The sequence below is a fragment of the Pseudarthrobacter sp. SORGH_AS 212 genome, from assembly GCF_030818145.1.
In the GTDB taxonomy this organism is placed as follows: Bacteria; Actinomycetota; Actinomycetes; order Actinomycetales; family Micrococcaceae; genus Arthrobacter.
The window spans coordinates 1,957,973-1,981,129 of the sequence record NZ_JAUTAA010000001.1 but is presented as its reverse complement, the minus strand read 5'-3'; the positions used below and the strand labels follow the sequence as shown (position 1 = coordinate 1,981,129).

Genomic DNA, 23,157 nt, shown 5'->3' with positions numbered 1-23,157 from the left:
TTACCCGAACCATATTTGTCCCCGGCGTCATGGGCTCAGGTCCGGTTCAACCTAAAACCCTTAACAAAACAATGCAAGTCAAATGGGGATCGGCTACTAGGCGGGGATTACGGCAGCCGCGAGGGCCGCAGCAGGCTTGCTTCCCCGGCTCGGGCCGGGTCCAGCGGCACCGGACTTACCAGCACCGCCGGGCCCCGGTGCAGCAGTCCGTCCGAAAGCGCGCGGCAGCGGATGCCGCCGCGTCCCCGCATGGCCGGATGCGCCCCGCGGGCCAGCACCTCATTCATCCACGCACAGGGCTGCGCGTGCCGGCCGCCGTGGAAATCCACCCGGGACCCACCCGATTCCAGCGTGAAGTCCTGCCCCAGCAGAGGCGGCAGCTGCACCCCGCGGAGGATCACGTTCCGGCGCGTCAGCAGGGGATTGAAGGGGCCGGCTCCCAGCTCGGCCGCGATGGCCTCCAGCGATTCGACGGCGAACAGGGTCACCGCGGCGTCCATGTGCGCGGCCTTCCCAAAGAACCTGTCACCCACGATGCCCTTGCCGGCCACCACCTCGGCAACCTCGGCATCAGCAGTGGGCACGTCAGCGGCTCCGTCCCGCGCCCGGCCGAAGTAGGCGTGCGCGGGGGACACCAGCAGGTGCAGGATCTCGACGTCGTACCGGAATTTTTCGGCCATACGGCCAGCGTAGGCCAGCCCTGCCGCGAAAACAGGCCGCCGGTGGAATGATCAGGAACCATGGACTCCTCTTTCCCTGCGGCAACAGCTGCCCCCGCCAGGGGCCGGACTGTGATCTTCTGGATCTCGGCGGTGTGCGCTGCCGCCCTCATCGCGGTTCCGGCCTGGATGCTGGTGGCGAATCCGGCTGTCCTGGGCGGGCACCCGCTGCTGCCGGGCCTGCTGATCGCGGCCGCCGTCGTCGGGGTGGCCTGGGCTGTCCTGCTCTGGCACCGCCGGGACAGACCCCGTCCCCGCCGGCTGCCGAGGGCCATCGGTGCGTGGGCGGGGCGGACCGCCGTACTGGGACTCGTGGCCGCGCTGGCGTGGCTCAATCCGTTCGCCTACCAGCCCGGCGCGGCCGCGGAGGCCGGGCCCAAATCCGATCTCATCGTCACCGAAACGACCACCACCATCACCATGACGCCCGACGGCGGCCGGGCACCCACCAAGGGACTGGTGTTCTACCCGGGCGCCCGCGTTGATGCGCGTGCCTACCAGGACATCCTGGCCCCGGCCGTCGGCGCAGGGGTTCGTGTGGTAATCCTGAAGGAGCCGCTGGGTCTCAGCCTGCTGGATGTCAACCAGGCCCGCAGCGCGATGGCGGACAACCCGGACATCACCACCTGGGCAGTGGGCGGCCACTCACTCGGTGGGGTGGCCGCGTCCTCATTTGCCCAGGACAACACCGACGTCAAAGGCCTGGTCCTCTACGCCTCCTACCCGCTGGACTCGCTCCGCGGCCGGTCAGGGCTGCAGGTCCTGTCCGTGTCCGGGACCAAGGACGGCCTTAGCACCCCGGCGAAGATCGATGCCTCCCTGGAGCTGCTGCCCGCCGACGCCGAGTTCGCCGCCGTCCAGGGCGGCGTGCACGCCTTCTTCGGCGACTACGGCGCGCAGCCCGGCGACGGCGACCCCGGCATCAGCCGTGAGGTCGCGCAAGAACAGATCGCCGCCGCCACAGTCGACTTCCTGGGGCAGCTCTAGCGGAAGTAGGTTTCGCTCCCCAACCGCTCCCTAACCTCGCAAGCTCGGCCAGGGATCCTGCGGCCGTGGGCCCATGCTCAACCACCGGCGGCCAGCTCTAGGCGCCCACGTACGTTGCCAGGTGCTGCCCGGTCAGCGTCGACTTCGCCGCCACGAGATCGGCTGGCGTGCCCTCAAAGACGATCGACCCGCCGTCGTGCCCTGCCCCGGGCCCGATGTCGATGATCCAGTCGGCGTGCGCCATGACCGCCTGGTGGTGTTCGATGACGATCACCGACTTGCCGGACTTCACCAGCCGGTCCAGCAGGCCCAGGAGCTGTTCGACGTCGGCGAGGTGCAGGCCGGTGGTGGGCTCATCCAGGATGTAGACGTCACCCTTCTCGGCCATCTGCGTGGCCAGTTTGAGCCGCTGGCGCTCGCCGCCGGACAGGGTGGTGAGCGGCTGGCCGAGGGTGATGTAGCCCAGGCCCACGTCCGCGAGCCGTTCCAGGACCTTGTGCGCGGCCTGGGTCTTGGCTTCACCTTCGGCGAAGTACTGCAGCGCGGCGTCCACGGACATGTCGAACACGTCGGCGATGCTGCTGCCGCCCAGCGTGTATTCCAGCACGGCGGCCTGGAAGCGGCGGCCCTCGCAGTCCTCGCAGGTGGATTCCACGGTGGCCATGACGCCGAGCTCGGTGAAGATCACGCCGGCGCCGTTGCAGGTGGGGCAGGCGCCTTCGGAGTTGGCGCTGAAGAGTGCAGGCTTGACGCCGTTGGCCTTGGCGAACGCCTTGCGCACCGGCTCAAGGAGGCCGGTGTAGGTGGCGGGGTTGCTGCGCCGTGAGCCCTTGATGGCGCCCTGGTCGATGACGATCACGCCCTCCCGCTTGGCCAGGGAGCCGTGGATGAGCGAACTCTTGCCGGACCCGGCCACGCCCGTCACCACGCACAGCACGCCCAGGGGGACATCAACGTCCACGTCGCGCAGGTTGTTCGCGGCGGCACCGCGTATCTCCAGCGCCCCGGCGGCCTTGCGGACGGATTCCTTGAGCCGGGCGCGGTAGCCGATGTGCCGGCCGGTGACGGTATCGCTGGAACGCAGCCCCTCGACGTCGCCCTCGAAGACAATCTCGCCACCGCCGGTGCCGGCCAGTGGGCCGAGGTCGACGACGTGGTCCGCTATGGCAATGGTCTCCGGTTTGTGCTCCACCACCAGGACGGTGTTGCCCTTGTCCCGCAGCTGCAGCAGGAGGTTGTTCATCCGCTCGATGTCATGCGGGTGCAGGCCGATGGTGGGCTCGTCGAAGACGTAGGTGATGTCGGTGAGCGAGGAGCCCAGGTGGCGAATCATCTTGGTGCGCTGCGCCTCGCCGCCGGAGAGCGTGCCGGCCGGCCGGTCCAGGGAAAGGTAGCCCAGGCCGATTTCCGTGAAGGAGTCCAGCAGGTCCCGGAGCCCGGTGAGCAGCGGCCGGACGGAGGGCTCGTCCAGGTCCCGCACCCATCCGGCGAGGTCGCTGATCTGCATGGTGCACAGGTCCGCGATGCTCTTGCCCTTGATCTTCGATGCCAAGGCCTCCGGCGTGAGCCGCGTGCCTTTGCACTCGGGGCAGACGGCGAACGTGACCGCGCGTTCCACGAAGCGGCGCACGTGCGGCTGCATGGCCTCTACGTCCTTGGACAGCATGGACTTCTGGATCTTTGGGATGATGCCCTCGAACGTGAGGTTCACGCCTTCCACCTTGATCTTGGTGGGCTCCGCGAACAGCATGGTGTCCAGCTGCTTGGCGGTGAACTTGGCGATCGGCTTGTCCATCGGCAGGCCCATGCCCTCGAAGAGCCGGCCATACCAGCCGTCCATCGAGTAGCCCGGCACGGTCAGGGCGCCTTCGGCAAGGGTCTTGGAATCATCGTAGAGCGCGGTCCGGTCGATGTCGCTGACGTTGCCCATGCCTTCGCAGCGCGGGGCACATGCCGCCCAGGTAGGTGGCCTGCTGGACGATGCTCTTTTCCACCCGGCCGCCTTTCTCGGTGCTCATTACGCCGCTGGCCTTGCGGGTGGGCACGTTGAAGGAGAACGCGGTGGGCGGCCCCACGTAGGGCTGGCCCAGGCGGCTGAACAGGATCCGCAGCATGGCGTTGGCGTCGGTGGCTGTGCCCACGGTGGATCGCGGGTTGGCGCCCATCCGCTCCTGGTCCACGATGATGGCTGTGGTCAGCCCCTCGAGCCGGTCCACGTCCGGGCGGGCCAGGCTGGGCATGAAGCCCTGGACGAACGCGCTGTAGGTTTCGTTGATCATGCGCTGGGATTCGGCGGCGATGGTGGCGAACACCAGCGAGCTCTTGCCGGAACCGGACACCCCGGTGAACACCGTCAGCCGGCGCTTGGGCAGGTCCAGGCTGACGTCCTTGAGGTTGTTCTCCCGTGCGCCCTGCACGCTGATCGTGTCGTGGCTGTCGGCGATGTGCGCCGCTGCCGCCCGGTTGTCGGTGCCGGTATCCGTGCTCATCGAGCCTCCATCTCGTTGGGCGGCGCTGAAGGGAGGCTGCACCGGGCAGCCTCCCTCCGGCGTCGTTGGTATCAGCCTACGGCTGCTGGTTGATGCGGACGGTGTTTCCGGCGGGGTCGCGGAAGGCGCAGTCCCGGATGCCGTAGGGCTGGTCGATGGGTTCCTGGACGACGTCGGCCCCGCTGGCCTCCACCTTGGCGAACGCGGCGTCCACATCGGGGGAGGAGAGGACGATGGTGGCGTAGGTGCCCTTGGCCATCATTTCGGCGATGGTGCGGCGTTCGTCCTCGGTGATGCCGGGGTCCACGGCCGGCGGGTGCAGGACGATGGAGACGTCCTTTTGGCCGGCGGGGCCTACGGTGATCCAGCGCATGGTGCCGCGGCCCACGTCGTTGCGGATCTCGAAGCCGAGCGCATCGCGGTAGAAGGCCAGTGAGGCGTCGGGATCGGTGGCGGGAAGGAAGGTTGAGGAAATGTTGATGTCCATGCCAGTCATGCTAGTAACGCCTCCCCGGCGGGCGCTTCTCGATTCCTGACCGGTCTGGTGACCTGTTTTTCCATGCACGCAGGGATGCCCGCCGTGGGGTGTTCCGCTTCCTGTTTATAGACGCTGGGCGGCATCCCCACCAGTTCGCTGAAGCGGGTGCTGAAGGTGCCCAGTGAGGAGCAGCCGACGGCGAAACACACCTCGGTGACGCTGAGGTCGCCTTTGCGGAGCAGCGCCATGGCGCGTTCGATGCGCCGGGTCATGAGGTAGCTGTAGGGCGACTCCCCGTAGGCGAGCTTGAAGCGGCGGCTGAAGTGGCCGGCGGACATGTGGACGTCCCTGGCGAGCGATTCGACATCCAGCGGCTGGGCGTATTCCCGGTCCATCCGGTCCTTGACGCGCCGCAGCCGGGCGAGTTCGCGGAGGTACGGATCGGCGGGCGTGGAGGTCACTCTCAGATGGTGCTACGCGGCACGGATGATGTCCATAGCCGGGCACCCGCTGCGGTGGCAAATTGGACCTCCGGTGCGGGGTATGATTATCCCGCCGGCCAGCATGAGGTCCTCGCCCGAACAGGGCTTGAGGAATCCAGCAGCCGGCAAAACCAACCCCCGTTTTACCCCTCATAAGCCCTGCCTGGATTCTGCGCGGGGAACCTCGAAAGGACGTCATGGAACTGCTGTGGGAACTCGCCGGCTGGGCAGGCGCAGTTGCGATTCTCAGTGCTTACCTCGCTGTTTCCATGGGCTGGCTGAAGGCGGGTAAGGGCTTCCAGACGGCGAACCTTTTCGGCTCCGTGGCCTTCATCATCAACGGCACCCTGCACGGGGCGTGGCCGTCCGTGGTCACCAACGTGGCCTGGTTCCTGATCTCGGCAGTTGCGCTGGTCCGGATGCGGGAGGTGGAGGCTCCGGCCCAGTCGGTTGAGGCGCACGTGCAGTATCCGGGAGTTCCCGATTCGACCGGCCAGATGGCCATCGTCGAGGCAGTGGAGGCTCTTACCGAGGCGCTGCCCGTGGTGGGTTCCGTTCCCACGGCGGCGGACGCGCGGCTCGCGGCCTAAAAGCCTATGGCCCGAACCCCTGGGTGACACTTCATTACGTCGCCCAGGTGTTGCATGGATCACATCCGTTTGCTTCTTTGGCGCACTCCTGACAAACCTTGCATCACATCTTTTTCTCAGCGCTTGTCAGCGCGTGCCCAATGGAGGGACACCACCTATGACTGACGTTCTCTGGTTTTCAGACCTCGGCCTGTCCGACCTCGACCAGGTCGGCGGCAAGAACGCCTCGCTCGGAGAAATGGTCCGGAACCTTGCCTCGGCAGGGGTAAAAGTACCGGACGGTTTCGCCACCACAGCCGACGCCTACAGAAGATTCCTTGCCGGGACGGGCCTCGACGCCCGGATTGAAAGCATCCTCGAAGACCTGGACAGCGGCGACGTGGCCGCTTTGACGGTGGCCGGGAAGCAGATCCGGGACCTGATCCGCGAAACCCCGTACCCTGACGGTTTCGAAGAGCAGATCCGCTCCGCCTATGAGCGCCTCACCGGCAGCCACGGCGCTGACGTGTCCTGGGCGGTCCGCTCCAGCGCCACGGCAGAGGACCTGCCCGACGCCTCGTTCGCGGGCCAGCAGGAGACCTTCCTGAACATCCGCGGCGTGGATAACGTCCTGCTCGCCATCAAGGACGTCTTCGCCTCGCTCTACAACGACCGGGCCATCGCCTACCGCGTGCACCACGGCTTCACCCACTCCGAGGTGGCGCTCTCGGCGGGCATCCAGCGGATGGTCCGTTCCGACGTCGGCGCTTCCGGCGTGATGTTCACGATGGACACCGAATCGGGCTTCAACGACGCCGTGTTCATCACCTCGTCCTACGGCCTCGGCGAAGCCGTGGTCCAGGGCGCCGTGAACCCGGACGAGTTCTACGTCCACAAGCCTGCCCTGGCAGCCGGACGGCCCGCCGTCCTCAAGCGCGGCCTCGGCGAAAAAGCCGTCCAGATGATCTACACCGACTCCGACGAAGTGGGCCGGACCGTGGACTTCGTGCCCGTGCCTACGGACCTGCGCCGCCGTTTCAGCCTGACCGATGACGAGGTCCAGGAACTGGCCCGCCACGCCCTGGCCATCGAGGCGCACTACGGCCGCCCCATGGACATCGAATGGGGCAAGGACGGCGTGGACGGTGAACTTTACATCCTGCAGGCCCGCCCCGAGACCGTGGAGTCCCGCAAGGCCTCCGGCACCATCTCCCGCTACACCCTCAGCGAGCGTTCCGCCGTCCTGGCGGAGGGCCGCGCCATCGGCCAGCGCATCGGCGCCGGCCAGGTGCGGGTGCTGACCTCCATCGACCAGATGGCCTCCTTCCAGGCCGGCGACGTCCTGGTGGCGAACATGACGGACCCGGACTGGGAACCGATCATGAAGAAGGCCGCCGCCATCGTCACCGACCGCGGCGGACGCACCTGCCACGCGGCCATCATCGCCCGCGAACTGGGCATCCCCGCCGTCGTGGGTACCGGCAAGGCATCCCAGGTCCTCAAGGACGGAACCCCGGTCACCGTGTCCTGCGCCGAAGGCGAGGCAGGCTTCGTCTATGAGGGGCTGCTGGACTACACCCTGCAGGAAACCAGCCTGGACACCATGCCGGAGGCCCCGGTCAAGATCATGATGAACGTGGGCACCCCGGAGCAGGCCTTCAGCTTCTCCAAGCTGCCCAACCACGGTGTTGGCCTGGCCCGCCTGGAGTTCATCATCAACCGGCAGATCGGCATCCACCCCAACGCCCTGCTGGCCGTGGCCGGGGAAATCGAACGCCCGGCGTCGCTCTCGGACTTCACCGTCCGGCAGATCCGCGAGAAGACCGCAGCCTACGACGGCCCGCGGGACTACTACGTGCGGCGCCTGGCCGAAGGCATCTCCACGATCGCCGCGGCCTTCGCTCCGGAACCGGTGATCATCCGGCTCTCGGACTTCAAGTCCAACGAGTACGCCAACCTGCTGGGCGGCCCCGCGTTCGAGCCGTCCGAGGAAAACCCGATGATCGGCTACCGCGGCGCGTCCCGGTACCTTTCGGACTCGTTCCGGCAGGCCTTCGAGCTGGAATGCGAAGCCCTGAAGTTCGTCCGCAACGAGATGTGCCTGACCAACATCAAGATCATGGTCCCGTTCGTGCGCACCCTGGCCGAGGCCCGCGGCGTGACCGAACTGCTCTCCGCCAACGGGCTGACCCGGGGCGAGAACGGCCTGGAAATCGTGATGATGTGCGAGCTCCCGGCCAACGCCCTGCTCGCCGACGAGTTCCTGGAGTACTTTGACGGATTCTCCATCGGCTCCAACGACCTGACCCAGCTCACCCTGGGCCTGGACCGTGATTCGGCCCTCGTGGCCGAAGGCTTCGATGAGCGGAACCCGGCGGTCACCAAGCTCCTGGAGATGGCCATCTCCGCCTGCCGCGCCAAAGGCCGGTACGTGGGCATCTGCGGCCAGGGTCCCAGCGACCACCCCGACTTCGCCGAGTGGCTGCTGGCCCAGGGCATCAGCTCCATTTCGCTGAACCCGGACGCCGTGACCGAAACCTGGCTGCGCCTGGCCCGCACCAGCAACCACACAGCGGTCTAAGTGCCTGACGCCCCATGGCGGGACGTCGTGGGGGCGGGCAGCACGTCCGCCCCCACGGTGTTCTTCCTTTCGGACAGCACCGGTATCACCGCCGAGACGCTGGGCAACACCCTGCTCACGCAGTTTCCCGCCCAGCACCTGGAACGCCGCACCGTCCCGTTCATCACCACGGTGGAGCAGGCGCAGGAGGTGGTGGCAGTCATCGACCAGATGGCCGCCGCCGGCCCCCGGCCCCTCGTCTTTTCCACCACGGTGAGCCTTGACGTCCGCGCCGTCCTTGCCCGCAGCCACGGGCATTTCTTCGACCTGATCGGGACGCATCTCGGCCAGCTGGAGCAGGCCCTGCACGCCTCCGCCAGCGGCCAGCCCGGCCAGGCCCACGGCGTGGGCGACGCCGTCCGCTACCAGTCGCGCATGGCCGCCGTCGAGTACGCCATAGAGCACGACGACGGGCAGTCGCTCCGTGCGCTGGAACGCGCCGAGCTGATCCTCATCGCCCCTTCGCGCTGCGGCAAGACCCCCACCACCATGTACCTTGCGCTGCAGCACGGCATCCTCGCGGCCAACTTCCCGCTGGTGGAGGAGGACTTCGCCAGCCTGTCGCTGCCCAAACCCCTGCTGCCGTTCGCGCGGAAGTGCTTCGGGCTGACGTCCCTGCCGGTCCGGCTGAGCCAGATCCGCCAGGAGCGCCGCCCCGGCAGCAACTACGCCTCGCTGAACCAGTGCTCGTTCGAGCTGCGCAACGCCGAGGACATGTACCGGGTGAATTCGATTCCGTTCGTGAACTCCGCCTCGATGTCCGTGGAGGAAATTTCCGCCACCGTCCTGCAGCGGATGGAATTGCACCACTGAGTGCACGATCGTCCATATTCGCGCCTCAATAAGCCATGGGAATGAGTGGCCGCCCTTCATAGCCTGTAGTGGTGACGAATGACGTAAAGAGCACGATTGCCCTGCCCGATGCCCCGCAGGACCAGCAGGACATCCTGGCCTGCGGCGGTGTGGCCTGCTGGAGCGAACCGGTGCTGATCGATACCTACGCTCCCGGGCAGCCCGACCGGTATCCGCTGTTCCTGGACCGGCGGGTGTACCAGGGCTCCAGCGGCAAGGTGTATCCGGTGCCGTTCATCGACAGCATCGGGGCGGAGAAGGAGCCCCGGCTGTGGCAGGCCATCCACCTCGAAAACGAGTATGTCCGCCTGATGCTCCTCCCGGAGATCGGCGGCCGCATCCACATCGGTTATGACAAGACCGCCGGATACGACTTCTTCTACCGGAACAACGTGATCAAGCCCGGACTGGTGGGACTCGCCGGGCCCTGGATCTCCGGCGGGGTGGAGTTCAACTGGCCCCAGCACCACCGGCCGGCCACCTTCCTCCCCGTGGACACCGCCGTGGAACGGTCCGGCAACGGCAGCGTCACCGTGTGGCACAGCGACCTGGACCCGCTGCAGCGGATGCGCGGCACCCACGGCGTCCGGCTCATTCCGGGCAGTTCACTCATCGAGGTGGAGGCGCGGCTCCACAACCGGACCGACGAGCCGCAGACCTTCCTCTGGTGGGCCAACGTCGCGGCCAGGGTGCACGATAAGTACCAGTCCTTCTTCCCCACGGACGTCACCCACGTGGCGGACCATGCCCGCCGGGCCGTCACCACCTTTCCGCGCGCGGACCGGCCGTACTACGGCGTGGATTACCCCGCGCTCGCGGCATCAGGCGCCGGCGATGCGGACCGGTCGGATGCGGACCGGCTCGACTTCTACGCCAACATCCCGGTCCCCACCTCCTACATGGTCACGGACACGAAGGACAGCTTCTTCGGCGGGTACGACCATGCCGCCGGGGCCGGGTTCGTCCATTGGGCGGACCGCAGCATTGCCCCGGGCAAGAAGCAGTGGACGTGGGGGACCGGCCCAATGGGCACCGCGTGGGACCGGCACCTCACGGACGACGACGGCCCGTACGTGGAGCTGATGGCTGGCGTCTTCACGGACAACCAGCCCGATTTCAGCTACCTCGCCCCAGGTGAGACGCGCACCTTCAGCCAGTACTGGTACCCCATCCGGCAGATGGGCCCGGCGCAGCAGGCAAACCTGGACGCCGCCGTCGCGCTTTCCCTTGATGACGCGGGCCGGACCGTTACCGTGGGCGTCTCCGCCACCGCACGCCGGGACGCGCGGATCGAACTCAGGCTCGGAGAGGCAACGCTCCACACGTGGGCCGCGGTTCTCTCGCCCGCCCATCCGTTTACCGCCACGCTTCATCTGCCCGTGCCCGCCGCCGGCACCGACCTGACACTGCGGGTACTGGACGGGGACACAGAAGTGATCTCGTGGACCCCTCGGCACCCCGCGGAGAACCCCGAACCGTGGGCGGCCACCGAGCCGGCGCAGCCGCAGGACATGGACAGCATGGACGAGCTGTTTGTCACCGGGACGCATCTGACACAGAACCGGCACCCTACCCGGTCGCCGCTGCCGTACTTCGAGGAGATGCTGTGCCGGGATCCGCTGGACTCGCGCGCTTCCACCGCGCTCGCGGCCGCGAGGTACCGCAGCGGCCACTATGCCCAGGCCCGGGACCTGCTGGAGAACGCCCTGGCCCGTCTGACCCGGCGGAACCTGAACCCGCCCAGCGGGGAAGCGAGCTACCGGCTCGGCCTGGTCCTGGAGCGGACCGGGCATCTGGAGGAAGCCCGGGAACGCTTCGGAAAGGCTGCCTGGGACAGGGCATGGGCCCACCCGGCGCACCTGGCCCTCGCCCGGCTGGCCCTCCGGTCCGGTGACGCGGCGGAAGCACTCCGCCGGGCGGCTTTGGCGCTTGCGACAGAGGCAACCAGCCCGGAGGCCGGGCACCTGAGCTACCTCGCACTGGAACGGCTGGGGCGCCGGACGGAGAGCACCGCGCTGCTGGCGGACATCCTGGCGGCCGACCCCCTGGATCCGGTGGCGCAGGCCCTCGCCGGAACCCTGCAGGTGGCGGATCCCAAGACCGGCCTGGTGGTGGCGTGCTGGCTGGCGCGGGCGGGGCAGTGGGAGCGTGCCCTTGACCTGACCCGCAGCGCGGAACCCGCAGATGCCCACCCGGCCTTCGGAAACCCCGGCCCGCTGCGGCATTACCTGCGGGCCGGCTGGCTCGAGGAAATGCTGGACCCGGAAGCCGCCGCCGCGGAGCGTGCCAGGGCAAGGCGCGCGGATAGCACGTACGCGTTCCCCTACGGGCTGGACGATTTCGATGCGCTGCACCGGGCGCTGGAGGCCGATCCCAAGGACCGGGTGGCCCACGGGCTGCTGGGGTGCTGGCTGCTGGACGCGGGCAGGACCACGGACGCCCTGGCGTACCTGGAGAAGGCCATGGCCTACGGTTCGCAGGATCCCGTGGTGTGGCGGAATGCCGCCCTTGCCACGGTGAATACGGGCGGGGACCCCGGCACGGCTGACCGGTACTTCCGCCGCGCCCTGGAACTGGCCCCAGGCGATGCCCGGCTGGTGTTCGAGCGTGCCGTCCTGGCGGAGGTCCGCGGGTTGCCGGCCGGGGAGCGGATCGCCGCCATAGAGCAGCACGGGCCCGCCGTCCTGGACCGGGACGACCTCGCCATCCTCTACGCCAACCTGCTGACCGATGCCGGGCGGGCGGAGGACGCGCTGGCGCTCCTGGCGTCCCGCAGTTTCCAGCCCTTCGAAGGCGGTGAGGGCCTGGCGCTTGCGGCCTACGACCGGGCCGCGGTCCGGCATGCCCGGGTCCTGATGGCGGAGGGCCCGACGGCGGCCGCAGCGTTGCTGCGGGACGGCATCGAGGCCCCGGCGAACCTGGGCGAGGGCCGGCATCCCGCGGACAGCATGGCTGAGCGGTTCGTGGCCTTGGGAGACGCGCTGGACCTTGCCGGCGACGCTGCTGCCGCGGCGGAGGCGTGGAACCGTGCCCTTCTGGCGGGCGGACCCTTGGCGGTGGACCGGCGTCCGGCAGGCTCGGCGGATTACTGGCGGGGCATCGCCTTCGTGCGGCTGGGATTGCCGGACGGCGGCGAGGACGTCTGGCGGCAGCTGGAGGCCCGGGCTGATGAACTGGACTCCGCTCCCGCTGCGCCGGACTATTTCGCGACATCGCTGCCTGAGCTGCTCCTCTTTAACACTGATACCGCAGCTTCCCGGGGCGCAGCAGCCGCGCACCTCCGGCAACTCGCTGGTCAGGGGCGCCTGCTGGCCGCGCATGCCGGCACGAAAGAAGGGGCAGCACTGTGACCGAAAACCTGGGGACTGAAACATCCGGGAGTGAAGAACCCCGCTACCTGGGGTCTGGAACCGTGGAAGGTGACACGGGCTCCCTGACCGGAGCGCCGCCGTCGCACCTTCCGCCCCGGCTGGCCATCACCCTCTGGGACTTTTCCTGGTACACCCGCGCCGAGGACGGCGGCCCGTACGCGGACCTCGACGCTGCGTTTGCGCGGGCGGCGGAGCTCGGATACAACGCCATCCGGATCTGTGCGGCGCCGCTGCTGCTTTTCGGCGGGCTCGGCCTGGACGCGCTCGCGGAGGACCTGGAGATCGAGGGGCTCGGCACGGCGCCCGACGGCGGAATCTACGGCCGCGGCACCCGCTGGTACGACGCCCCCGGCGGGTACCGGCTGAACCTGCGGGAGCGCCTCATCGCGCTTTTCGACGCCGCGGAACGCCACGGGCTGGTGATCCTCCTGGCCAGCTGGGAATACCAGCAGTCCACGGTGTTCGCCGCCTCCCCGCAGTGGTTCCAGGCCATCGACGCCGTCCCGCTGGCCGGCCGGTACCGGGTCCTGGCCGATGCCTGGGACCGGCTGATCCGCGCCGTGTCCGGGGCCGGGCACCGGGAGCGGATCGCCATGGTGGAACTGCACAACGAGGTGGATTTCTCCATCCTCCCGGCGCTTGCCGACGGCGGCACGGAGCAGGTGCAGCGGCTGCGGAAGCTGCACCCGGACCTGCTGGTGACGGCCAGTTACGGCAAGCCGCCGCACCTGGCCATGCACACCGTTCCGGAGGGCCTGGGCGCCGCCCAGTTCCACGTCTACAGCTATGGGGTGCTGGACGCGCTGCAGCAGCGGATCGACATCCGGTCCGAGGGGACCGACGGGTTTCCCAACGCTGCCCTGCGGTCGCTGTTGCGGGCCGATGCTCCCTCGTTTGCTGAGTACGGGCGGCTGGCGTCCTGGAAGTACCGGGCCACCGTGGTCACGGACCAGATGTTCTACGGCTACGACTGGATCGATCCCGCGGCCTGGGACACGTGGCTGGACAAGGAATACCGGCCGTACCGGGAGGTGATGCGGCGGGAGATCGAATCGCGGGTGGTGGCGATCGCCGCGTGGGCCCGCTGGAAGGGCGTGCCCGCGGTAGTGGGCGAAGGGTGGATCGGCTACACACCGCTGCAGGGCGGTTTCGAGGAGGGCCCGGTGGGGCAGGAGCTGGCCGAGCAGGGAATCCGCACGGCACTGGCGCACGGCGTGTGGGGGATGGTTTTGTGTTCCAACGCGGCCCCGCACCACCCCATGTGGGCTGACGTCGGGTGGCAGCGGCGCATGAACGATCTGATCCTCGGCTTTCCTGTGAGCTGAGCTCTGGTGTCCCGTTCCGCTGCCGGGCTTCCGTTCTATCATGGACATTCCGTGACTGAGGGGGACAGGTTGGCGCGTGCCACGGGATTCCAGAACCAGCGGCTGGTGGTGGTGCCCCGGCCGCTGGTCCGCGATGCCCTCAGCCGTCCCATCACCCGGCACCTGGTGGTCACCGACGCCGGCGTCTTTCCCGCAGCCGCCGACCACGGCCGGCACCGGCCGGACGGCGCGGCGGAAACCATTGTGATCCTGTGCGTCGCGGGCACGGGGTGGGTGGAAACCGGCGGGGTGCGGACCGCCGTGGGTGCGGCCACCGCCGTCGTGCTTCCCGGCGGAACAGGTGAGGCGCACGCGTACGGTGCCGCGGAAGGCGACCCGTGGACTATCTGGTGGTGCCATGTGCGCGGTGCCGATGTGGCTGACCTGCTGGACGGAGCTGGCGTGCGGGGTGCGCAGGTTATTCCGCTGGTGGCGGCGGACCGGCTGACGGCGATGCTGGACGAGATCATCAGCGTGCTGGAGAAGGACCAGTCGCCGGCCAGGCTGGTGGCCACTGCCGGGATGGCGTGGCGGCTGCTGACCGCCCTGGCCATCGACCGCCGGCTGCCGGAGAAGGGGACGCCACTGCAGCAGGCGATGAACTATTTGGAGGACCGGGTGGACGGCTCGGTCCGCCTGGCCGATCTTGCGGCGCTGGTGGGGGTGTCGTCGTCGTACCTGAGCAAGCTGTTCCGGGAGGCGACGGGCGGGGGAGTGCTGGCGCACCATACGGCGCTGAAGATGGCGCGGGCGCGGCTGCTGCTGGACACCACGGACCTGCCCATCGCCGAGGTGGGCCGCGTGATCGGGCTGCAGGACCAGTTCTACTTCTCCCGCCAGTTCCGGCGTCTGCATGGGGTGAGCCCCAGCGCGTACCGGGCGGAGCGGAAAGGGTGAGCGCTGTAGCTGACCGAGGGGGGTGGCCGGTATTCGGGCAGGCGCGCCGCGGTGGCTTCTGATTGCCGGTGCCTCCGTTCCGGGCCGCAGAGCCACGACCTCACCCCCATCCTCACAGAGGGCGGATTCGCTAACCTCAGCTTGATTGAGGCACAGCCCGCCGATGAGACCACCATCTACTACGGGCCGGATTTCGAGGACGTGGCCGCAGACGTTGCAGCGCTCTTCGGGCTGCCGGCGTCCAAGGTCCAGGCGGAGCCGGGGGGCTACAGGGTGCAGCTTTGCCTGGGGCATCGACTCCACGTCCGGCACCAAAACCGAGGTCACTGCGCCGTGCGCCCGGAACGTGGTTGCCCAGACCGCAGAGGACCAGAAGTTCCAGGCTGTTGGTGGCTGCGTTGAGGCTGCTGCCTTCTGAGTGAGTGCCTGAGTAGGGTCTAGGACCCTTCGGATAAGAGGTCTGGAAAGCGGAATTGGACCCTAATCTGACATCTTTTCCGTGGGTGCCTGACGTCAGGTTGGGGTGTGCTCTTCAATGACGAGACGGCCTCGGAGCTACACCATCCGGACGCCATGGGGTGGGAGCCGCTGGTCGTCGAAGCTTGAGTGCGCAGATCTAGTTTCCCCTCGACACGATCGCTGTCAGTTCCAGGTACGGCGGATGTACGTTCCTGGTTGTTGTTCTATGACGCGCCGGCTGTGGGCTCCGTCCTGCATCAACCACAGTAGAGATCCGTCGGCCATGACAGCTTCGACGCGCCCGCGGTCGGTCATGCTGCCGTGAGTGTGGACTTCGACGTCCTGGCCGGTCAGCACAGTCCAGTCGTCAACAGGCTGCCACGGTGCGAAAGAGTGGATGTTTGTTTAGTCTTGATTCGGCGTCGTGCTTGTTTGCATGTCGTCCTCGAGCTTCATGCAGCAGAACGCTGAGCAACTTTGTGACGGGGAGCATAACGTTCGCGAATGATGTTTGTCTTTTGAGCGTCTACCCGAACAAGACGGCGGCTTCGTCGTAGCGCTGCTGCGGGACGGTCTTGAGCTGGCCCAGAGCTTCATGGAAGTTGACGTGTTTAATTTCCGTTCCTTTGAGGGCCACCATGGTGCCCCACTTGCTTTGCATGATCGAGTCGATGGCGGCCATGCCGAGCCGGGTGGCCAGGACCCGGTCGAAGGCGGACGGAACGCCGCCGCGCTGGATGTGGCCGAGGATAGTGGCGCGGGTTTCGATGCCGGTGCGGGCTTCCAGTTCCGGGACGAGCTGGTCGGCGATCCCGCCCAGGCGGGGACGGCCGAAGGTGTCCAGGCCGCGCTCGGAATAGGCCCCGTCCATATGTTCGGGAATGAAGCCTTCTGCGACGACCACCAGGGGTGCGCGGCCACGGTGGTGGGCTTCCTTTACCCACTGGGTAATCTGGTCGATGCTGACTTCTTGTTCGGGGATGAGGATGGCGTGGGCGCCAGCCGCCATGCCGGCGTGCAGCGCGATCCAGCCCACGTGGCGGCCCATCACTTCGGCGATCATGCACCGGTGGTGGGATTCGCCGGTGGTCCGCAGCCGGTCGATGGCTTCGGTGGCGATCTGCACGGCGGTGTCGAAGCCGAAGGTGTAGTCGGTGGCGTCGAGGTCGTTGTCCACGGTCTTGGGTACGCCCACGATTTTCAGTCCGGCGTCGGTGAGGCGTTTGGCGGCGGCCAGTGTTCCCTCACCGCCGATGGCGATGATCGCGTCGATGCCGAGGCGGTCCATGTGGGCCTTGATGACATCCGGGCCGCCGCCGTTGTCGAACGGGTTGGTGCGTGAGGTGCCCAGGATGGTGCCGCCCTGTTTGGCTATGCCGCGGACGATGGTGCGGGGAAGGTCGATGATGTCGCCCTCCACCACGCCGCGCCAGCCGTCGCGGAATCCGACGAATTCGTGGCCGTGGATGGTGATGCCCTTGAGCGCGGCGCCGCGGATGACCGCGTTCAGTCCGGGGCAGTCGCCACCGCTGGTGAGGATTCCAATTTTCATGCGTGATTCCTAGGTTCAGTTGCCATGTTGGAAAGGGGCCATCAGAAAAGCCCAAGACAGGCATAAGGCTGATTTCGCCCTATCGCCTTCGTGTACTACCAGGTTGTTCGTTCGTAGCTCATGCCGCAGGGAACATTTGGGTCAAGGCTTACGATGACCGTTCCCGGAGCCGTCCGGGTTACCAGAATTCCCTGCTTCCGATGCCTCGCACAAACAGAGAGTTCTTGGACGGCGGCCTCCACGGCGGCCTCCAAATGGGATCGCGTGCGTGCGTGGATGGTGATGGAATCGTGTTGCGTGCGTTCATGCTCGTGGAAGTCCGTGCAGGTGGAATTTTCTGTCTGCATTTATCCACTGCTCCTACATTTCATTCGCGGTGGGATATATAGCCCTGGGGGTTGTTCTTCTGCCAGCGCCAGTGGTCTTCGCACATTTGGTCCACGGTCTTGGTGATGGACCAGCTGAGGTCGGCCACAGCGGAGGTGGCATCTGCCCAGAAGGCAGGGAGGTCTCCGGCGCGGCGGCCGGTGAGCTCATAGGGGATGGGCTTGCCCACGGCCTTCTCAAAGGAGCGCAGGACCTCCAGCACGGAGGAACCCTTACCGGAGCCGAGGTTCCAGCGGAACACGCCGGTGGTGTCCGCGATATGGTTCAGGGCCGCGACGTGCCCTTCCGCCAGGTCCACCACGTGGATGTAGTCGCGCAGGCAGGTGCCGTCGGGGGTGTCGTAGTCGCCACCGAAGACCATGAGCTTCTCTCGGCGGCCCACAGCCACCTGGGCGATGAACGGCACCAGGTTGTTGGGGATACCCTGCGGGTCCTCGCCAATCCGTCCGGAGGGGTGTGCACCCACCGGGTTGAAATAGCGCAGCAGGGCTATGTGCCAGCGCGGGTCGGCGGCGCCGAGGTCGGAGAGGATGTCCTCAATCTGTTCCTTGGTGCGCCCGTAGGGGTTGTTGGCCCCGATCTCCATCTTTTCCACATAGGGGATGGGGTTGTGCTCCCCGTAGACGGTGGCCGACGAGCTGAACACGATGGACCGGACGTCATGCCTGTCCATCACACGGATCAGGTTCAGAGTGCCTACAAGGTTGTTGTAGTAGTACTTCAACGGCTCCCGCACGGATTCGCCCACCGCTTTGAGGCCAGCGAAGTGGATGACGGCCTCGATGGCTGCGCCGGCAAAGACCTTGTCGATGGCGGCCTCGTCCACCAGGTTTACCTGATGGAACTCTGCGGTCTTACCGCTGAGTTCGGCTACGCGGCGCAGCGACTCCTCGCTGGAGTTGACCAGGTTGTCGATGACGACCACGTCGTGGCCGGCTTCCTGCAGGGACAAAACAGTGTGGGAACCAATGTAGCCCGTGCCCCCTGTGACCAAGATTTTCATGAACGGGTGCGTGTTGGGTCGACTGGTATCGCTTCAATATTCCAGCTCGCGGTATGACTCTGCCCCGGGAGGAGGACTATGAGGTCCGTCCTAGTGTTGAAGGCATTAGGCGGACAGGTCATTGGTTCTACTGCCAGGCCAGCTCTGCTGGATTCCGCATCAGGGAGGTCGGCTGTGTGTATCTGCACCCAGGGGCAGTCCCGACCCCATGTCATCGAAGTTCCGGACCCGTCCCATGTAGTCAGGCATGCGGTTGAGTAACCTTCGTTGTCACGTACGAGATCAGTGAACGCATGGTCGAGTGTTGTGGAACCGATGAGGCGGGGGGCAACAAAGTCGTAGTGTCGATCCTCTGAAACGTCGCTAACTCCTGTAGGTATCAAAAGGTCCGGGCTGACTTGCTGCACTTTTCGTGCGGGCAGTTCGAGAATCCAGTCGTCGACCCGGCCCTCCCCGGCGACCAAGTATGGGTGCCCGGCGGCCCCGTAAGGTGCTGAGCCGGGGCCGGTGTTGGTGGCTGTAACAGTGGTGTGCAGCCCGGAAAAATCCAGCTGGTAGGACACCTGTACGTCCAGGCGGAAGGGGTAACCGCTCCTCGCTTGAACGACGGTGGACAGAATGGCCGAGGACTCGTCCGATTTAACCGGGCACCAGTCTTCCCAGGCCAATAGGCCATGAAGTGCGTGGCCCCGGCTCGGTTCGTTGACACCGAGCTGGTATTCCACACCTTCGAATTCATACCGTCCCGCGATAACCCTGTTAGGCCAAGGCACCAATACTGCCCCTCGGTAGGCGGGGCGGACCTGATGTTCCGAAAAGGGGAGAATCAAGTCCCTGCCGTTGTAGCGCAAGGAGCGTAACGATGCACCGACGCTGGCTATTTCGGCGGTGTAGGGGCCGCAGCGCAGCGTGGTCTGCCTACCGGAGATCGGAACGGTATCGGCGCTCATCCTGGACATCACGAGGCTGGTCATTCGGAGGCCGCCAGGCGGAAGGTGAGCGTCCGAGCCTCCGGCGCCAAGGCGGACTCGGGCCAGACATCGGGGCCACACGAGCGAGTGCCGAGCCCGTGCTGGGCCGCGTCGAGGTATAACCATGAACGCGTGGCCGCGGGCAGCTCATGCGGGTGCCGGGCCGCGGCGAGCTCCTGGGCCGTGTACCGGCTCAGGGTGAAGCCCGGCAGGCGGCCCCGCGAGTCCGCGAACGCGTCTACCCGTACCCACGGCTCCGAGCCCCGGAGCAGGTCGAGGGAGCGCATACCTCCGCGGTGACCGGTCTCCTGCGGGCACGCATACGGCACGGCGAGCTGATCGATCCCGGCTGCGTACCGTCCCACAAGCGCGGCTTCGAGGCTGTCAGGGTAGGACTCGTGCGGTCCCAGCCCGAACCATGACGCCGCGTCCACGTCGGCGGGCAGCCCGAACCGCACACCGACACGGGGCCACACACCGTCCCAATCGGAGGATGGCAGAATGTCCACCCGCAGCCACAAACCTTCGGGGTCGAGAATCCATTGCTCCTCGACGGTGACGGTGCGCACCTGGTCCGCCGCGGCGTACCGGGTGCGCACGCGGAGGGCACGGTCATCGAGCACTTCGACTGCCTCAACACGCCCGTGCAGCCGGTCCAGACCGGCCGCGTGCCAACGCGCTGCCGACGAAGGCCCGGGAGCTCCTACACCCGGGATGCCGTCTGCGTCTGGTGCCCAAGGGTCGGTGTCGATGTATCCGCCCCGGGATTCGCCGCGGTCATTGTCCGTGGGCGCCCGGAACAGCTCAAGCCGGGGCCCATCCACAGGGAGGCCAGCGAGTGTAACGAGCCGCCCTTCATCGAAGACTGCCGGCCCGAGCTCCAGGAGCCCGGCGCCTTCTCCCGGCCGCCAATTTCCGCCCAGGAGCCCGGCTGCAAACGGCAGCGGGCGCCTCGCGGGCGACGCGAGGCGGCCCTGCGCTGAGGCGACTTCGTGCCCGGAATGCGCCCACCCGGCATCCTGCTCGAGGACCGCCTCGACGGTCACCCATACCTCTCCAGTGCATCCCTCGGCGGACACCGGAAGGGGGACCGCGGCCGAGGCGCCAGGGGTGAGTGGGCCGCCGTCGAGCCCATCGACGGCGAGCTCACCGGAGGCGACTGGTTCGCCGTCGTCCTCGATCCGCCAGCGAAAGACCATGTCTCCCAGATCCGCGCTGTGTCGCAGGTTGGTCACCCGTATAAAGGGCTTGCCGCCCGGCTCGAGCCCGTCAAAGGCAAGTCTCACGGGCGCCACGACGGTCTTGAACTCATATAGTCCCGGCGAGGGCGTGGAGTCGGAGAGGATGAGGCCGTCGAGCACGAAGTTGCCGTCATGGATTTCCTCGCCGAAGTCGCCGCCGTAGGCGAAGTATTCGGTGCCGTCCGCGGTACGGGCGGCGATACCGTGGTCGCGCCACTCCCAGACGAACCCGCCGTGCAGCCGCGGGTATTTCGCGATGAGGTCCTCGTACAGCAATATGTTCCCGGGCCCGTTGCCCATTGCGTGGACGTACTCGCACAGAAGGAACGGCTTGGTCCGCTGCCGCGCCCCCTCGGCAGGGGAGCAGCCCAGCAGCGGTGTGGTGTCGTCGTCGCGTCCGATCGTTTCCACCTCGGGCAGTGTCGCGTACATGCGGGAGTACACGTCGGTGTACGCGCCGGCGTAGTCGTTTTCGTAGTGGACGGGTCTGCCCGCATCCCGTGCGTGCACCCACGCGGACATAGCGGCGAGATTTTGTCCTGTGCCGGATTCGTTGCCGAGGGACCACATGACGATCGAGGGTCGGTTCTTGTCCCGCTCCACGGTCCGTTCGATCCGGTCAAGGAGCGCCTCGCGCCACATCGGCTCATCGCTCGGGTTCTGGGCCCAGCCGTGCCGCTCGAACCCGTGCGTCTCGAGGTCGCACTCGAGGATTACCCAGAAGCCCATCTCGTCTGCGAGTTCGAGCAGTCTCGGGTGGGGCGGGTAGTGGCTGGTACGGATTGCGTTGACGTTGGAGCGCTTCATGAGCGCGAGGTCCTCGCGGGCGAAGTTCTCGTCGAAGACGCGGCCGAGCGTGGGGTGGGTTTCGTGGCGATTGACACCGTGGAACACCACTTTGCGTCCATTGACCAGGAATTGGTCTCCGACAATCTCTACGGTGCGGAAGCCGATCCGCAGCGACACCGTCTCGGCCTTGCTGGCCACGGTCGCATCGTAGAGCCGCGGGGTTTCTGCGGTCCAGGGCTCGACGGCAGAAACAGGTACCGGTGCAACATCACCGGGATTGGCCCACTCGACGTCGACGCCGAGCTCGGGTACGCGGAGGCGAATAGGGTATGACGATGCTGGCGCTTTCACTTCCGGTTCCAGGGTCCCGGCCCCGTCGTTGTAGCCGGTCTGGAGCCAGACGTCCTCGATGCCGCCGGCCGGGCGGGATAAGAGGGTCACGGAGCGGAAAATGCCCGGTAGCCACCACTGGTCTTGGTCTTCGAGGTAGCTGGAAGCGGACCATTGATGGACGCGGACTGCGATGGTGTTGGTACCGGTGCTGACAGCGTCGGTGACGTCGAACTCCTGGGCGAGGCGACTTCCGGCGCCCCATCCGATTTCTGTGCCGTTGACCCATACCTTGTACCGGGATTCGACGCCGTCGAAGCGCAGGACGACGCGGCTCTCGCCGCCTGTGTCGTTGGCCTTCCAGCCGTCGGGCAGCTCGAACGTGCGGCGATAGTCTCCGGTGGGGTTTTCGTCGGGGACGAATGGCGGGTCGATTGGGAACGGGAACTGGACGTTGGTGTAGATCGGGCGGCCGTACAATCCGTCGCCCTTGAGCACCCAGTGGGAGGGTACGGTGAGCGACGCCCACGTAGTGTCGTCGTACTCCGCAGCGGCCATCGCTTCCGCGGCCTCCCCCGGGGGCAGCACCCCACGCCCGCCGGGTGTTCCGGGGACTCCGTTGAGGAGTCGGAATCGCCATTGCCCGTCGAGGGACAGGGACGGGGCGTCGGTGCGAAGCCAGGAACGGGCCGGTACTCGCCGTCCTTCTCCCGGGCCCGGGTCGGTGACGTAGGCGGTGGAGGCTGTGGCCTCCGCTGGACGGGGGCTCATTTGACGGCTCCTTCTGTGAGGCCTCCACGCCAGAAGCGCTGAAGGACGATCATGGCGATGGCGAGCGGGATGACAGACAGCAGTACGCCGCCGGTGGTCAGCTGGTAGAACTCCGGTAGCCGGTCGGCTTGGCTGAGCCAGTTGTTCAGACCTACCGTGATGGGGAACAGATTCGAGTCGGAGAGCATCACCAGCGGCAGGAAGTAGTTGTTCCAGATGCCCACGAGCTGGAACAAGAACACCGTCACCAGGGCGGGAGTGAGAACCCGCAGCCCCACGGAGTGGAAGATGCGAAGTTCGCCCGCGCCGTCGATTCGCGCAGCCTCCAACAGCGCCGGATCCACTGTTGCCTGAGCATAAACCCGGCACAGAAACAGGCCGAACGGCGATACGAGGGAGGGCAACAGGACGCTCCAGTACGTGTTGGCGATGCCGAGCTGGCTGAAGAACAGGAACAGGGGCAGGGCCGTGGCGGTGCCGGGGACGAGGACGCCGCCGAGGACGAGCCCGAAGATGAGACTGTTGCCCCGGAAGTTGTACTTGGCCAAGGCGTAGCCGCCAGCAGCGGCGAAGTACGTCGCGGCCAGTGCGCCAACCCCTGCATACAGAATTGAGTTGAGGAACCAGCGTACGAAGACGCCGTCCCCGTAGGAGAGGACGTTGGCAAGGTTGTCCCACAGGACGAAATTAGGGGCGAACAGGAAACCGTTGGTCGCGAACAGGTCTCCGCTGGTCTTGGTCGCAGCGACCACGACCCAATAAACGGGGACCAGGAAGTAGAGCGCGGCTACGACAAGCAGACCCGTGACGAGGATCATTGTGGAGC

15 protein-coding genes and 1 pseudogene are annotated in these 23,157 nt (G+C 66.9%); 7 read left to right on the top strand and 9 right to left on the bottom strand.

All coding sequences use genetic code 11. From position 1 onward, the window contains the following. Nucleotides 1-107: 107 nt before the first annotated feature. Nucleotides 108-680, bottom strand: a complete 573-nt coding sequence (locus QE394_RS09045; protein WP_261618801.1) for an MOSC domain-containing protein — start codon at nt 678-680, stop codon at nt 108-110. Nucleotides 681-740: 60 nt separating this feature from the next. On the opposite strand from QE394_RS09045, the gene QE394_RS09040 reads away from it, so the two are divergent. Beyond that, nucleotides 741-1,706, top strand: a complete 966-nt coding sequence (locus tag QE394_RS09040; protein ID WP_268160143.1) for an alpha/beta hydrolase — start codon at nt 741-743, stop codon at nt 1,704-1,706. A gap of 97 nt (nt 1,707-1,803) precedes the next feature. Here QE394_RS09040 and QE394_RS09035 read toward each other — a convergent pair. The 3 genes and pseudogenes from QE394_RS09035 to QE394_RS09025 all read right to left on the bottom strand — a co-directional run bounded on the left by QE394_RS09035 (nt 1,804) and on the right by QE394_RS09025 (nt 5,134). Continuing rightward, nucleotides 1,804-4,195, bottom strand: a pseudogene (locus tag QE394_RS09035) (excinuclease ABC subunit UvrA). A 76-nt stretch (nt 4,196-4,271) separates the two neighbouring features. Continuing rightward, the gene (locus QE394_RS09030; RefSeq protein ID WP_012630848.1) at nt 4,272-4,691 is read right to left on the bottom strand and encodes a VOC family protein; all 420 of its coding nucleotides are present in this window, start codon (nt 4,689-4,691) and stop codon (nt 4,272-4,274) included. Continuing rightward, the gene (locus QE394_RS09025; RefSeq protein WP_349034340.1) at nt 4,688-5,134 is read right to left on the bottom strand and encodes a helix-turn-helix transcriptional regulator; all 447 of its coding nucleotides are present in this window, start codon (nt 5,132-5,134) and stop codon (nt 4,688-4,690) included. Before QE394_RS09025 ends, QE394_RS09030 begins: the two co-directional genes overlap by 4 nt. Nucleotides 5,135-5,352: 218 nt before the next feature. Between QE394_RS09025 and QE394_RS09020 the strand changes: the two genes are divergently transcribed. The 6 genes from QE394_RS09020 to QE394_RS08995 all read left to right on the top strand — a co-directional run bounded on the left by QE394_RS09020 (nt 5,353) and on the right by QE394_RS08995 (nt 14,828). After that, nucleotides 5,353-5,745, top strand: a complete 393-nt coding sequence (locus QE394_RS09020; protein ID WP_056077274.1) for a YgjV family protein — start codon at nt 5,353-5,355, stop codon at nt 5,743-5,745. A 157-nt stretch (nt 5,746-5,902) separates the two neighbouring features. Continuing rightward, nucleotides 5,903-8,305 (top strand): phosphoenolpyruvate synthase, encoded by a 2,403-nt coding sequence (gene ppsA, locus QE394_RS09015; RefSeq protein WP_349034339.1) that lies wholly within the window; start codon nt 5,903-5,905, stop codon nt 8,303-8,305. Beyond that, complete coding sequence (locus QE394_RS09010; protein ID WP_261618807.1) at nt 8,306-9,157, top strand: pyruvate, water dikinase regulatory protein; 852 nt, start codon at nt 8,306-8,308, stop codon at nt 9,155-9,157. 71 nt (nt 9,158-9,228) lie between these two features. Then, a complete protein-coding gene (locus QE394_RS09005) occupies nt 9,229-12,546 on the top strand; it encodes a DUF5107 domain-containing protein (RefSeq protein WP_349034338.1) in 3,318 nt (1,105 codons plus the stop codon). Next, nucleotides 12,543-13,892 carry a cellulase-like family protein gene (locus QE394_RS09000; RefSeq protein WP_349034337.1) on the top strand — a complete coding sequence of 450 codons (1,350 nt, stop codon included), beginning with the start codon at nt 12,543-12,545 and terminating at the stop codon, nt 13,890-13,892. The genes QE394_RS09005 and QE394_RS09000 overlap by 4 nt, the downstream gene beginning before the upstream one ends. Before the next feature lie 51 nt (nt 13,893-13,943). Next, nucleotides 13,944-14,828 carry an AraC family transcriptional regulator gene (locus QE394_RS08995; protein ID WP_349034336.1) on the top strand — a complete coding sequence of 295 codons (885 nt, stop codon included), beginning with the start codon at nt 13,944-13,946 and terminating at the stop codon, nt 14,826-14,828. Nucleotides 14,829-15,813: 985 nt separating this feature from the next. On the opposite strand, the gene QE394_RS08990 is transcribed toward QE394_RS08995, so the two are convergent. The 5 genes from QE394_RS08990 to QE394_RS08970 all read right to left on the bottom strand — a co-directional run bounded on the left by QE394_RS08990 (nt 15,814) and on the right by QE394_RS08970 (nt 23,149). After that, nucleotides 15,814-16,839 (bottom strand): ATP-dependent 6-phosphofructokinase, encoded by a 1,026-nt coding sequence (locus tag QE394_RS08990; RefSeq protein ID WP_349034335.1) that lies wholly within the window; start codon nt 16,837-16,839, stop codon nt 15,814-15,816. 367 nt (nt 16,840-17,206) lie between these two features. Further along, nucleotides 17,207-18,229 (bottom strand): UDP-glucose 4-epimerase GalE, encoded by a 1,023-nt coding sequence (gene galE, locus QE394_RS08985; protein ID WP_349034334.1) that lies wholly within the window; start codon nt 18,227-18,229, stop codon nt 17,207-17,209. Next, nucleotides 18,226-19,179, bottom strand: coding sequence for an aldose 1-epimerase family protein (locus QE394_RS08980; RefSeq protein ID WP_307093296.1), 954 nt, complete (start codon nt 19,177-19,179; stop codon nt 18,226-18,228). The genes galE and QE394_RS08980 overlap by 4 nt, the downstream gene beginning before the upstream one ends. Before the next feature lie 20 nt (nt 19,180-19,199). Further along, nucleotides 19,200-22,331 carry a glycoside hydrolase family 2 TIM barrel-domain containing protein gene (locus QE394_RS08975; RefSeq protein ID WP_349034333.1) on the bottom strand — a complete coding sequence of 1,044 codons (3,132 nt, stop codon included), beginning with the start codon at nt 22,329-22,331 and terminating at the stop codon, nt 19,200-19,202. Further along, nucleotides 22,328-23,149 (bottom strand): carbohydrate ABC transporter permease, encoded by an 822-nt coding sequence (locus tag QE394_RS08970; RefSeq protein ID WP_349035393.1) that lies wholly within the window; start codon nt 23,147-23,149, stop codon nt 22,328-22,330. Before QE394_RS08970 ends, QE394_RS08975 begins: the two co-directional genes overlap by 4 nt. Between the last annotated feature and the right edge of the window lie 8 nt (nt 23,150-23,157).